Annotated in this window: 15 protein-coding genes; 11 read left to right on the forward strand and 4 right to left on the reverse strand. The window is 37.2% G+C overall.

Features of this window, described 5'->3' with window-relative positions; translation table 11 throughout:
* Window positions 1–8 precede the first annotated feature (8 nt).
* A complete protein-coding gene (locus QFZ73_RS24215; protein ID WP_251437787.1) occupies window positions 9–494 on the reverse strand; it encodes a nucleoside deaminase in 486 nt (161 codons plus the stop codon).
* A 224-nt stretch (window positions 495–718) separates the two neighbouring features.
* On the opposite strand from QFZ73_RS24215, the gene QFZ73_RS24220 reads away from it, so the two are divergent.
* The 10 genes from QFZ73_RS24220 to QFZ73_RS24265 all read left to right on the forward strand — a co-directional run bounded on the left by QFZ73_RS24220 (window position 719) and on the right by QFZ73_RS24265 (window position 7,938).
* Window positions 719–1,621 carry an AEC family transporter gene (locus tag QFZ73_RS24220; RefSeq protein ID WP_307271639.1) on the forward strand — a complete coding sequence of 301 codons (903 nt, stop codon included), beginning with the start codon at window positions 719–721 and terminating at the stop codon, window positions 1,619–1,621.
* A 272-nt stretch (window positions 1,622–1,893) separates the two neighbouring features.
* Entirely contained in the window at window positions 1,894–2,304 is a 411-nt protein-coding gene (locus tag QFZ73_RS24225) for a hypothetical protein (protein ID WP_307271642.1), read from the forward strand.
* 447 nt (window positions 2,305–2,751) lie between these two features.
* Window positions 2,752–3,480, forward strand: coding sequence for an amino acid ABC transporter ATP-binding protein (locus QFZ73_RS24230; RefSeq protein WP_307271645.1), 729 nt, complete (start codon window positions 2,752–2,754; stop codon window positions 3,478–3,480).
* A gap of 22 nt (window positions 3,481–3,502) precedes the next feature.
* On the forward strand, window positions 3,503–4,330 hold the full coding sequence (locus QFZ73_RS24235; protein WP_251437780.1) for a transporter substrate-binding domain-containing protein: 828 nt from the start codon (window positions 3,503–3,505) through the stop codon (window positions 4,328–4,330).
* 106 nt (window positions 4,331–4,436) lie between these two features.
* Window positions 4,437–5,075, forward strand: coding sequence for an amino acid ABC transporter permease (locus tag QFZ73_RS24240; protein ID WP_307271651.1), 639 nt, complete (start codon window positions 4,437–4,439; stop codon window positions 5,073–5,075).
* A gap of 14 nt (window positions 5,076–5,089) precedes the next feature.
* Window positions 5,090–5,740, forward strand: a complete 651-nt coding sequence (locus QFZ73_RS24245; protein WP_307271654.1) for an amino acid ABC transporter permease — start codon at window positions 5,090–5,092, stop codon at window positions 5,738–5,740.
* Between the two features lie 471 nt (window positions 5,741–6,211).
* Window positions 6,212–6,493 carry a DUF4190 domain-containing protein gene (locus QFZ73_RS24250; protein ID WP_251437775.1) on the forward strand — a complete coding sequence of 94 codons (282 nt, stop codon included), beginning with the start codon at window positions 6,212–6,214 and terminating at the stop codon, window positions 6,491–6,493.
* 109 nt (window positions 6,494–6,602) lie between these two features.
* Window positions 6,603–6,923: a type II toxin-antitoxin system HicB family antitoxin gene (locus QFZ73_RS24255; protein ID WP_048686335.1), complete on the forward strand. Its 321-nt coding sequence runs from the start codon at window positions 6,603–6,605 to the stop codon at window positions 6,921–6,923.
* Between the two features lie 353 nt (window positions 6,924–7,276).
* Window positions 7,277–7,699: a nucleoside 2-deoxyribosyltransferase gene (locus QFZ73_RS24260; RefSeq protein ID WP_307271662.1), complete on the forward strand. Its 423-nt coding sequence runs from the start codon at window positions 7,277–7,279 to the stop codon at window positions 7,697–7,699.
* Between the two features lie 110 nt (window positions 7,700–7,809).
* Window positions 7,810–7,938, forward strand: a complete 129-nt coding sequence (locus tag QFZ73_RS24265) for a hypothetical protein (RefSeq protein WP_260288268.1) — start codon at window positions 7,810–7,812, stop codon at window positions 7,936–7,938.
* Window positions 7,939–8,329: 391 nt separating this feature from the next.
* Here the strand turns inward: QFZ73_RS24265 and QFZ73_RS24270 are convergent, their stop codons facing one another.
* Entirely contained in the window at window positions 8,330–9,073 is a 744-nt protein-coding gene (locus QFZ73_RS24270; RefSeq protein WP_285847452.1) for a L,D-transpeptidase family protein, read from the reverse strand.
* A gap of 222 nt (window positions 9,074–9,295) precedes the next feature.
* Here QFZ73_RS24270 and QFZ73_RS24275 point away from each other — a divergent pair, with 222 nt between their 5' ends.
* Window positions 9,296–9,748, forward strand: coding sequence for a YueI family protein (locus QFZ73_RS24275; protein WP_307271667.1), 453 nt, complete (start codon window positions 9,296–9,298; stop codon window positions 9,746–9,748).
* A gap of 387 nt (window positions 9,749–10,135) precedes the next feature.
* Here the strand turns inward: QFZ73_RS24275 and QFZ73_RS24280 are convergent, their stop codons facing one another.
* Together QFZ73_RS24280 and QFZ73_RS24285 are read right to left on the reverse strand one after the other, a co-directional pair.
* Window positions 10,136–11,203, reverse strand: a complete 1,068-nt coding sequence (locus QFZ73_RS24280; protein ID WP_307271670.1) for an AI-2E family transporter — start codon at window positions 11,201–11,203, stop codon at window positions 10,136–10,138.
* A 558-nt stretch (window positions 11,204–11,761) separates the two neighbouring features.
* The gene (locus QFZ73_RS24285) at window positions 11,762–13,030 is read right to left on the reverse strand and encodes an L-lactate MFS transporter (protein ID WP_307271674.1); all 1,269 of its coding nucleotides are present in this window, start codon (window positions 13,028–13,030) and stop codon (window positions 11,762–11,764) included.
* Window positions 13,031–13,364: the final 334 nt, after the last annotated feature.

A 13,364-nucleotide genomic window follows, 5' to 3' on the forward strand; every position in this document is an offset into this window, starting at 1 on the left:
GCAACAGGTTAATATTTCATTTTTTCAGTGTTGGTTTCCCATGTTCGGAATGGTAAATCGTGGTTATTAAAAGACATTTGTTCCATTTTAATCGTGCGATTTTCCATTGGCAGGGCAAGTTCTTGGTATATAAAGTGATCATCAAAGCCAATAAGTGCAGCGTCTTCTTTAGTACATGCGTAATAAATGGCTTTTGGACGTGCCCAATAAATAGCACCGATGCACATGGGGCAAGGTTCGCAGCTAGTATATATTTCACAATCTGTAAGCTGGAAGCTGTCGAGATTCCTGCATGCATCACGAATCGCCTGTACTTCGGCGTGAGCTGTAGGATCGTTGGCTGTTGTCACATTATTACATCCTCTTCCTACGACTTTGCCATCTTTTACGATTACAGCACCAAAAGGTCCTCCGTTCTTTGCCAAAACATTTTCATATGCAAGCCGAACAGCCATCTCCATGAATTTTACATCCACTAAAAAACACCCCTTCATATATTAATAACCAAAAGTGTTAATGTTACGTTTATTAACGTAAATATAATGAATAATATACCATATGGACGCGGAAATAGAATATTATTTTCTGAAAATAAAAAAAAATCATTTTGTGTTAGAATATATGACGGCAATCAAAAGTGGTTTAAAAGAATTTTTACAAATAATTATAAAACTGATATTGTTAGAAGAAAAACATTAGAATTATGAAGGTGATATGCATGGGGTTTTTGGGAGTTCTTTTACCGATATTCGGTATATTTGTTTTAGGTTTCATCGGTCAGAAAAAGTTTAAACTTGATACAAAATCGATTTCCACGATGGCATTATATTTAATGTCACCTTTTCTTGTATTCCGAACTTTTTATTCCGCAGAATTTACGATAAATTATTTTTACCTGTTCTTATTCACGATAGTACTTTGTCTTTCTCTCATACTAGTAGTCTACATCATATCTTTTTTCCGTAATTATACAGTCACTGAGACAAGCGGCATGATATTGGCATCGGCCTTCATGAATAACGGGAATTACGGAACACCCGTGATTTTCCTGTTATTCGGAGCCGCAGGACTCGATTATGCAATCATCCTTATGGTGGGACAGCAGTTGGTGATGTGCACAATAGGCATTTATTTTGCAGCAAAGGGCAGCCCGGAAGGTAACGGAGTTCAAACAGCGATTAAAGCAGTATTTCGGATGCCGATTGTTTATGGAGCTATTGCCGGTACAGTATTTCAGTTCGTGAACATACCTTTAAGCAATTCGGTAATGGAAGCTATTAACCTTGTTGCAAATGCAGCGATCCCAACCATCATGATTACACTGGGAATGCAGCTGGCCAACATTTCCTTGAAGAAAATTGCCTATCGAAAACTATCGGTTTCGCTACTTCTTAAACTTGCCGTTTCACCAGCCATTGCCTTCCTGCTATCACTTGCCTTGCCAGTGGGTGAAATGGTCAGGCATATCATGATCATCGTAGCTGCCATGCCAACGGCGGCCAACACTACGATGTATGCGCTCCAATTCAATACGGAGCCTGAATTCGTATCAAGTGCTACGTTCATTAGTACATCATTAAGCCTGATTACGCTTCCAATCATCTTTTTCTTTGTATTATAGGAGATTATCATTCTAATTATGTGGGCAAACTTATTATATACACGAAGCGGGCTATCTAATTAAAAATAAGGGGTCCGGACAGATTACATGTATTGCCCTTGATGACCAAGTCTAGGGCTAGTTTCCCATCGCGGTTAGTAAACGAACTTAGGGACTTTGATTTAGGTGTTAATTGGAAAATGATTTTCAACAATCTCATTTAATATTAAAGGGTGAGCTTGTTAAACTGGCGTTTGCTTTTTTAAATGCCTGTATTTGATTGGAGGGGTTTTGTGTTTCAGACTAAAGTTAAACTGACTAATACTGGAAAGATTGATGCCATTTTAAAGGAAATCGTCCTGAAAACCTATGAAGAAGCACTAGAAGAAAAACTCTTGCTATGCATGGAGTGCGGAGATGTCGATTTTTATATCGCGTATTCAAATAATGAGGAACTTCAAGATGCGATTAATGAAAACTTTGAAATTGATGAATTTGGCGAAATCATGAAAATAGATGAACATCAGGAACTTATGGATGATTTATACGATTATTTCTTGATCATACATAAGGAAAGTGAAATGTTTGATTTTTTTCCAGCAGGTCCATATACCCTCGGTGGGGAAATCCGCGAATCGGATACGGATATGCTGGCGCCAAGAGGTTTATATTCAGCACCATTTGAAGATGCATTATTGGAATGATGAAAAAGACAGCAATCAATTGCTGTCTTTTTTTATCGTGCGTATTTATAAAAGCTCGTTGTGCTTATGGGAAATAAATGATTTTTTACAAAAAGAGGGAATGGTTCAAGGATTATCAGTTTAAATTTATCATTTTTATGAAATATAGCAATAATATCATGAAATATGATATTGTTTTTAACAATTTAAAGTTTATATGGTAATTTTAAGAAAAATTATATATAATTAAAAATGTGAATATTGAATATATTATTTAAATTACTAGTTTAAAATAACAATAAAAATGGTCGTTTCGCTATCACTATCGAATATTGGGAAATAATATTTGAAGAAAGGATTATACATAAGATTTGATTCGATTTAAGAGAATGCTATATTACGCTTTTAGAATTCTGATTATTATAAATTTTCAGTTTTGGTAGATTGATTATGGGCGGGGGGCTAATTATGATAGTTTTTGACCGAGTGAATAAGTATTATGGAGATTTCCATGTATTGAAGGAAATTAATCTTACAATTAAGAAGGGGGAAGTGGTAGTGGTCATCGGACCATCCGGATCAGGGAAAAGTACACTGCTTCGATGCATTAATCGTCTAGAGACCATTTCGGAAGGTTCCCTTTCCATAAATGGTTTAAATGTAGCGGATAAAAAAACGGACATAAACAAACTCCGTCGGAATATCGGGATGGTTTTCCAGCATTTTCACTTGTATCCTCATAAAACCGTGCTCGAGAATATCATGCTTGCTCCCAGGAAGGTTTTAGGACAAACCGAAGAGGAAGCGAAAAAGATTGCACTAAAGTATCTGGACAAAGTGGGGATTGGAGATAAAGCGAATTCATTTCCTTCTCAGCTTTCAGGTGGACAGCAGCAACGGGTAGCGATTGCCAGAGGTTTGGCAATGGGGCCCGAAATCATGCTATTTGATGAACCTACTTCAGCCTTGGATCCAGAAATGATTGGCGAGGTATTGGATGTAATGAAAGCACTTGCCCATGAAGGAATGACGATGGTGGTGGTTACGCACGAAATGGGATTTGCCCGTGAAGTTGCGGATCGAATCGTTTTCATGGATGAAGGCAGGGTTTTAGAAGAGGCATCACCGGCTGAGTTCTACGCAAATCCTCGTGAAGAGAGGGCTCGTTTATTCCTTAGCCGTATATTAAATCATTAAATAAAAAACAGGGGTGAATTTCATGTTGAAGAAAAAGAAATGGTTAAAATTATCTTTGCTATCATTACTGGCTGTCATTTTATTAGCTGGATGCGGCGGGGGGAATGATTCAGACAAAGCTGAAGAGGGTGGAGGTAAAGACAAAGAAAAAGATGTTCTCACGCAAGTTAAGGAAAAAGATAAAATCGTTTTTGGTGTAAAAAATGATACAAGGCTATTCGGATTGAAAAATCCTAGTACTGGAGATGTAGAAGGCTTTGATATTGATATCGCCAAAGCTCTTGCAGCAGAAATCCTTGGTGATGAGAATAAAGTTGAATTTAAAGAAGTGACTTCTAAGACAAGGATGGCATTATTGAATAATGGTGATATCGATGCGATTGTAGCGACCATGACAATCACGGAAGATCGTAAAAAAGAAGTTGACTTCACTGATGTTTACTTTGATGCCGGACAATCTTTGTTAGTCAAAAAGGGCAGCGATATCAAGGGTATTGATAGCTTAAAAGGGAAAAAGGTATTGGCCGTCAAGGGCTCTACTTCTTCCATAAATATCCGTGAAAAGGCTCCTGAAGCACAAGTGCTTGAATTTGAAAACTATTCCGAAGCGTTCGCTGCACTTAAATCCGGACAAGGGGATGCATTGACCACGGATGATTCCATCCTTTATGGAATGGCAGATGAAGATCCAAGTTATGAGCTTGTTGGCGGTACATTTACGGAAGAGCCTTATGGAATTGCTGTGAAAAAAGGAAATGCTGACTTTGTTGACGAGTTGAATAAAGCCCTTAAGTCACTTAAAGATTCAGGCAAGTACGATGAAATCCATGATAAATGGATTAAACATTAAACATTTTAGCAAATGTATAAGGGAAGCTGACCTTAAAAAACATTTGAACATTTGTCTGTGAGGATGAGCGTTTTGCTCATCCTTACTAGTTAAAGGAGTGTTTGCCGTGCTTGATTTCTCCATTTTAACAGAGAATATGGGTATGTATTTATTGGGCTTTAAAAATACGATCATGTCGAGTTTGATCGCGTTGGTAGCGAGTTTGATTCTTGGTGTGCTTATTGCTATCATGCGGATTGCGCCGATAAAGCCACTAAACTGGCTGGGTACCGCCTATGTCGAGTTCATTCGGAACATACCGTTATTGATCATTACCTTTTTCTTTTTTCTCGGTCTTAAACTAAGCGGTCTATACGCAGGGACATTAGCCTTGACCATTTACACTTCATCTTTCATAGCTGAGGCAATTCGAGCCGGCATACTTTCCGTGCCAAAGGGTCAAATGGAAGCTGCCCGTTCTTCCGGTCTGACATATGGGCAGGCAATGAGGCTCGTCATATTGCCTCAGGCCGTTAAAATAGTCATTCCTCCTTTAGGGAACCAATTTATCAATCTAGTTAAGAATTCTTCCATTTTAGCTGTCGTAGCAGGACTCGATCTCATGTACCACGGGGATTTGATTTCTTCAAGGACATTTGTCGTGTTTGATGTGTACATTTTCGTTGCAGCGTTTTACTTAATACTTACCATTCCTTTAAGTTTTGGCGTTGGTTATTTGGAAAAACGTCTGGCTAAGAGTAATTGAGGGAGGTACATGATATGGATTTTGCAGGTGCCTATACACCAGATAATCTTAAATTTTTATTAGAAGGATTTTGGGTAACGCTCCAGGTTGCTTTTATATCCATTATTCTAAGTTTCATTATTGGCGGGCTTGTAGGTATAATCCGTTACGCAAAGGTGCCGGTGTTATCACAAGTATTAGCTTTGATTGTAGAAACGGTACGTAATTTACCGCTGTTATTAATAATATTTTTTACGTATTTTGCTTTGCCGGAGGTACGGATTAAACTGGAAATCATTCCAGCAGCCATTGTTGCCTTGACAATTTTCGAGTCAGCCATGCTTTCTGAAGTCATTCGAAGTGGGCTTAAATCCATTGATAAGGGGCAAATGGAAGCTGCCCGTTCATCAGGCTTGAGCTATACACAGGCATTGATACATATTATTTTGCCCCAAGCGCTGCGCCGCATGGTTCCTCCCATTGTCAGCCAATTCATTTCTTTATTAAAGGATACCTCTTTAGCTGTTGTCATCTCTTTGCCGGAGCTGACTCATCATGGTCAAATCATATATGGACAAAGTCAAAAGTATTTAATACCGATTTTGATCCTGGTAGCACTCATGTACTTCATTGTGAACTATAGTCTTTCTTTGGTAGCCCAGAGACTTGAATTGAAACGAACCTGAAAAAACGACTCAGAAATGAGTCGTTTTCTACTTGTCTACAAAAGGAGGTTCGGATTGATCTCAACCCGGACCATGATTATAAAAGTAGACTGGTTATACTCCAAGGTTTTTATTCATTTATATAGGATGAAACCTCACTAATTGAAGAAATTCGCGACACTCCTGCCGAGAATACTACCTGGCTAGCCGAGACCCCACAGACGCTTGGCAGACAGTCGGAGGAAAGGGAGCGGATTTCTAAAATCAACTGGAATATTATTTAGAAAAACTGGCAAACTGGCATTCTTCGAATTTGTCTAAAGTCTGCAACGATTCAGATATGAGTGGTTTTTTACATGGATGGATCCGACCAAATGTATGAAGAATTAACAGGCAGGGTAGCTTGGAAATTTAGTGATGAATAAGTACACTAAAAACGAATCTTTTGGTTTTAATAACCGTATATATAAAGGAAGAAAGAAGGTGGGATATATGTCGGAAATTAAACCAAGCAATAGCAAAGCGATTGTATCATTGATCATGGGGGTATTATCCCTGTTTATTCCATTCATAGGCATCATATTAGGTATTCTAGGTTTAATATTTGCATCGAAGAGTAAACAAGAAATTAAGCTTACTGGTGAATCAGGAAATGGGTTAGTGACAGCTGGAAAAGTGTGCAGCATTATTGGAATAATCTTGAATGTTCTCGTGATTCTGATTTTCCTGGTGTTTTTTTATTTCGTAGTTGATACAGGCATAACGACCTATTAAATGTAAGTATTAACTTGACAAACAAAGAAAAGTAAATAAAACCATATAATATGGAAATTCATGTTATAATTAATATAAAAACCTAAATATTGTATGAAGGGATGATATTTTGACCATTCAAATCTTTGAGTATCCAGCCGTATTCTATTATGAAAAGCACCCGTTGATCATCGACTCTTTTTCCGTTCAAGTTTGTTTCCCGGATTTTAGGCGAGAAGGAATCATTTCTTCAGTTAGCGGTAGGAATCGGGTAGATGCCTTAGCTTGTGCTCAAGAACTGTTGGAATCCATGGTCGAACATTTTATTCACGATAAAAAAACAATCCCGGATGCAAGTGAAATGGAAAAGGTGAATCTGGATAGGGGAATTAATATATGTGAGGCTGCACCCTTCAGGATTGAAATAGAAAATATCACATATGAAAAATAAAAAAACCTTGTCGGTTAGAGGACAAGGTTTTTATTTTGTATTTCTTGAAATTCAATGAACATTTTGTAACCCGGAATGCAGACCATTAATTAGTAGATAGTATATTATTTTTTGTAGTAAGGCGAGGTCGACGGTGATTATGATTCTGCTGGATAAAATACCCAGGTGTTAAATTTTTTTTAACAAACCATCATTACCCGTAAAAGGAATGATGGTTGTTTGTTTCGATTAAAAATTCCCTTTAATTATTTTTTATTTTTGGGTAAAGATATTGCGTTCTTTATAACGAATATGTATAGTATAGGTAACATAGGTAAAAAGTATCAATAGTTATATATTTTGGAGGTGTATGTGTGAAATATTATATAGCATCAGACGAAAAAAATTTGAAGCAAGTAAAATCATTGATCAAGAAATTGGCTTCAAAAGGATTTACTTGTGTGAATGACTTGAATTTAATTACGAATGATAAGAAAAACCAAATAACGGACGGCATTGGAGAATATGAAAAAAAGGGGATTGAGGAAGCAGATTTCATGCTGATCTTCCTAACTGCAGGCAAAGGTAATCTATATGAGCTTGGATATGCATTATCTTTAAATAAGAAAATTATAGTGTATTCACCTGAGAAAGACAATTATCATATTAATAAAAAATCAATATTTCATAATCTGCCCGAGGTAACAATCTGCAGCGGGACTTTTTACAAGCTGGTTAAATTGATACATACGCTTTCACCGGAAGGATCTGAAAAAGATTCTCTGCATCTTAAATAAATGTCAAATGTAAAATTTAATGGATACCCTCTAATAATATTTCTTTTGAACGAAATGTTTAATGTATTAAAAATGAGGGTAAACACCGTTAAAAAAGGGAGAGGACTGTTTTGGCCATTATTGATATCGACCAATTATTATTAGCCACTGAAGCGATTGCAGAAGAGTCAGTTCCATTTCATCTTGATACATTTGACATCGACCAACTTTTAGATAAAACGGATTATTGGAATTGGTAAGGAAAAGCATGCCCAGAGAGGATATGCTTTTTTTCTGAGTGAAAATAACCTGATTACCCATATGAAATTATACATGTAATCAGGTAAGTGAGGATATTTAAGATAAAGTTAAAAGCGGCGTCCTTTTACGAATCCTAATATCACAAACATCGCGATGGTTCCAATTACAAAAATTGCTTTAATGGATGTTACGAGAATTTCATCGTACATTCGTATTACCTCCTTGTATGTAATGACAGTGCGATTATGATTAGCTGTTGATGTATAAATTATAACATAAAGTCAATAACTGATGGAGGAAAATTAAAGACGATATGGGTAATAATGTATAGGTTGTACAGTTAAAACATAAAAAAAGATATCCTCTAAAAGTGGATATCGGTAAGGAAAATTATTTAAGTCCAAGCGCTCTTTTCGTTTTTGGTCCGACGATCCCATCAGAAGTAAGTTTTTTAGACTTTTGGAATTTCTTTACTGCTGATTCAGTGTTCTTTCCAAATGATCCATCTATTCCTTTAGTGCTGTAACCAAGTTTAGTTAATCTTTTTTGCAGTTCAGTTACTTGGGGGCCACTGCTTCCTTTCTTCAGGGTAGCATTTGCATTTACAGGTAGGCTCACAGATCCGCTCACTTTATATCCATTCGTGGCAGCTATGTTGGCAAATGATTTATTCGAATTGGCAATCAAGACTACAGTGTTCATTTTCACCCTATCGTACAGCCATTGAACATCACCGTTATACATACGAATACAACCGGCACTTATATATTTCCCAATGGTAGTAGGATCATTATTGCCGTGTATTGCGTACGTATTTCCTGGTGTATTCCTTGCATTGATCCCCAGCCACCTTTTACCTAGAGGGTTTTTTGGGTCTCCCCCTCTAATGTTGCCTTTATAATAGGGACGATTCACAATTTTTGTCACTACCTTGAACTTTCCTTCAGGAGTGTAGGAGGCTTTCTTTCCTGTCGCCACGATGAATACCCTCACCAATTTATCATTTTCGTAATAGGCAAGCTGATTATTGGATTTATTGATGATGATCAGTTGTCTTGCTGCCGCATCTGAAGTATTACTGAACCCCAAAAAACTAAAGGCGAATATCAATACAAATAGCATTAATTTTTTCATGTTTTTCCCCGTCCCTCATTTAAGCAACCTACATTTACACATATACTATCCTATGCATGAGGTGAGGCTAAAGTGACAATTTTTTAAGATAAGGGTAGACTAATTAACTATGGGAATTTCAAAACTAGACCATTTTCTACTTTTATGCATACTTAGAATGATGGGCACTATTTTTGGCCATATTACATACATTATTGAAGTGAAAGCGGAGGTGGGAAAGAATTGTCACGCCTAAAGGTGGAGGACTATCTAGAACAAGGCATCCATGGTCCAAAAGAAATCAAGCCTGGTGAACGAAGGGAATTTCTGGGCACATTACGGGAGCGCGTCGTCATCGTCCTAAAAAAAAGCCAAGTCTTTGAAGCGAATGTATATCCGGAGATAGAGCAAATGATGAAGCAGTATCCCCGTTCAAAATTGTTTTTAAATGGTCAAATGGACTATCAATATCTAGGGAAATATATTAAATTGGCAATGAGTCATAATATCCCTTACAAAATTGTCTTAAACAAGGATTATAATTCCAATTTAGGTCTGGTATTAGCAGAAAATAATGCCATAAACAAAGAAGGAATTTATATCGAGAAGCAAAATCATGCCATTCAAGTTATAAAAAAGAAAAGCTACAAAGCGTTTTTCAAACGGTGGGTTAAAAAATTATTAAAAAAACGTTGATAGAATTATCAACGTTTTTAGTTTGTCGACAAAAGGAGACTCGGAATGGTCTCACCCCGAACCATGATTTTAAGACTAGGTTGTCCTTCATGTTTTTACGGCTTTATGAAACAACCCTTACTAGATTGAAGAAATATGCGACACTCCTGCCGAATAAATGGCTAGCCAAGACCCCACAGACGCTTGCGTCGAGGAGGCTTGGCAGACAGTCGGCGGAAAGGGAGCGGATTTCGGAAATCAACTGGAACTTTTTTAAAAGAAAAGACTATAGGCAAACTCGCTTTTCTTTGAATTTGTCTACAGTCTGAAACGTTATAGAAAAGACCTCATAATAGGATTCTTAGTGATACAGCTCCTTTAATTAAGTGTGTAGACAACCATACCTGTTTATGTAATCCTTTTCCGTAATCTATAAAACTTCCTGAAATTACCTATTATCGTTTTTACTACGGAATAAGTGGGGATAGCGATTAAAATGCCAATGAAACCATATATTGATCCTGCAGCAAGCAGCAATAAGATAATGGTAAGTGGATGAATGTTAAGCCGTTTTCCCATAATGTTCGGTGTAACCAAGTGCCCTTCGACCTGTTGAACAACGATAAGGACAATGAGAACTTTCACTGCCAACCCAATGTCTTGCTGTAATGCAATGAAAAGGGCAGGGATGATGCTTATTAATGGACCAAGGAATGGTACGACGGTAAAAATCATGGCGAATAAGGCTAATACTAGTGCATAATCGATACCGATGATCAGGTAGCCAATATACATCAAAGTCCCAATGACGATTGATATGATGAATTGACCGATAATATAAGTTGAAAGGGCTTTATCGACGTCTTTTAAAATCGTGTTCCCCTCAGATTCTACATCGTTCGGTATATATTTTAATAGAAATGGTCTTAATTTATCTCCATCCTTCAAGAAATAGAATAAAATGAATGGTGTAATGACCAATACTGTTAATACACTAGTGATCGTGGAAAAAATGGTATTGACATTCACAATGAGTTTTTCCGAGTAATCTTTCAAATGCGTGACCGCTTTTTCTTTAAGATCTTCCATATTAACCATTCCAAAATCATTTTTTTCAATCATGACTTCAGATTCTTTAGAGAATTCCTTGACTTTGCTGGGGAGGTTTTCAGATAATTTTTGAAATTGGTCCACGATTACAGGACTTCCAAAGTAACTTACCATCCCAATGATACTAAATATAATCAAAAACACAGTGAAAATGCTAGCTGACCTCGGGATAAATTCAGTTAAAAAGTTAACGACCGGCCGTAATATATAGTATAAAAGCCCTGCCACAATAATAGGGAAAAACATGGCAGCAATGATTTTTTGTAGCGGCTGCAGAACATAATCAATCTTACCTAGTAAAAAAATAATTAAAATGATCAAAATGATCGCGCATGCATATTTGAAAAACGGTTTATTGATCCACAAGACAATCCCCCCATTTCCATCTCTTACTTGATTCCCTGAATTAGCTTAATGTTAAACTATATAACTTGTTCAAAATGTTTGTTGCAAAACTTGTTATAGAGGTGAACGTTTATCATTCAACTTTAATTCGATTGTGCAGTTTCAATTTTGACATAAAAGGAATACTAGCTGACCAGTAACAAGGAAATGGGAATACAGCCTTTTTAATGAAGTATCATTGGAAACTCAAATAAGACTTTCATTGTAAAATGAAGGTCAACTAAAAAATATATAGGTCACTTTGACGTTTACCTATCTGCATAAGTCGAAAATAAAGTCCGCCTGCAAGGATTGCACCGCTAACTGCATTTCCAAGACTGCTGCGATTAAGTTGAAGAAATGCTCACAACTGCACCAGCAAATATTCCGGGTGGGATCACATAATCCATAAAATATCCTAATGTGCCACTGTTCCAAAAAATACACCGTTACGGCCATAAACAAACTAAAAAAGGCATCATCAATGTAAATTCCTGATATGGAAGTTTACTTGATGATGCCTTTTTGAAAGGTTTTAAATTAGGATATTTTACTTAAGGTATTCGTTACTCCTTGTTTCCGTCCTCTTTGCATTTTTTTTATGTCCAGACGCAACCAGATGGAGATGGCGAATGCTATCGCAATTAATGCTGCGAAAACGTAGAATACCGGGATGTAACTGTTCGTACTTTCCCTGATTGCAGTAACCAACATTGGTCCGCAAACCCCGCCTAGAGACCATGTAGTTAATAGATAACCGTGGATGGCCCCAATTTCCTTAGTTCCAAATAAATCCCCGGCAAAAGCAGGGAGATTTGAAAATCCTCCTCCATAACAACTAACGACCAGCAAGATGAGTCCTTGGAACAATAGTGTATTTGTAGTCGTTGGAAGTAAAAGGAACGCTCCGATTTGAATGATGAAGAAAATGACGAAAACATTTGGACGGCCAATATAATCGGATGCTGCTGCCCAGCCAAGTCTTCCTCCGCCATTAAAGATTCCCATGATACCGACTAATGTTGCTGCACCTGCTACTGACAGACCAACAACGTCTTGAGCCATAGGTGAAGCTACCGAAATCATCATGATCCCTGCAGTTGTATTTATCAATTTCATGGACCATAACATCCAGAAGTGTTTAGTTTTAACCGCTTCTTTTGCGGATAATTGCCTTAGGTCTTTCTTCAGTTCTTTCTTACCGGACTCAATATCTTTCTTCATTCCTTCAGGTAACCAGTTGGCCTTTGGAGGTGCAATATAGGATGCACCTAAAAACATCAGTATGAAATAGCCTGCGCCTAAAATATAATATGTAGTATAAATGCCAACGGATTCCATAAGGCTTGCAGCTACTGGGGCTGTAATGAGAGCACCGGCACCGAAACCTAATACTGCCATTCCTGTTGCCAATCCCCTTCGATCTGGGAACCATTTGACTAAAGTGGATACTGGTGAAATGTACCCAATCCCCATACCAAGTCCACTTAAAACCCCATATGTCAATAGGTAAAGCGGAAGTGAATCGACCATTACTGCCAAACCGGAACCAGCTTGTCCTAAACCGAATAAAACAGCCGCGACCAAAGCTGACTTCCTTGGACCATTTTTTTCTACGAATTTACCAAAGAAGGCAGCAGAAGTTCCTGCAAGCGCCATCATTATTGTGAATGCTAACGTTACTTCAGTTTCTGACCACCCCATAGTCTCAACTAATGGTTTTTTGTAAACGCTATATGCGTATGCACCACCAATGGAAAGGTGAATGGCGATAGCGGATAAAGCGATTAACCATCTGTTTTTCGTCATGTTGTTACCCCTTTTCGTCAAAAATAAGAAAGTTGCATGCGTTTTATCTATAATATATCGTTTTGCATGCGTTTTATCTATCTCGTGGGATAAGTATATAAGATTATTATTTAGTAGTAAACTACTAAATTGAATTTCATGAAAAATTTCCCTCTATATTCCATTGGATTAAAATTGGGAATGGTACGAAAAAACCAACTTTATGGATCAGAATAAAAAAATATTTTCTTAGGTTCTTTAATATACATAGGTATCAGCTCTAAGTGTTTTTAGAGCACCTGTAATCACGAATTTGCTGCACAACTTTTTATTTATCGATTTTCCTGTTTACAAA

It is taken from the genome of Peribacillus sp. V2I11 (genome assembly GCF_030817135.1).
Taxonomy (GTDB): Bacteria; Bacillota; Bacilli; order Bacillales; family DSM-1321; genus Peribacillus; species Peribacillus simplex.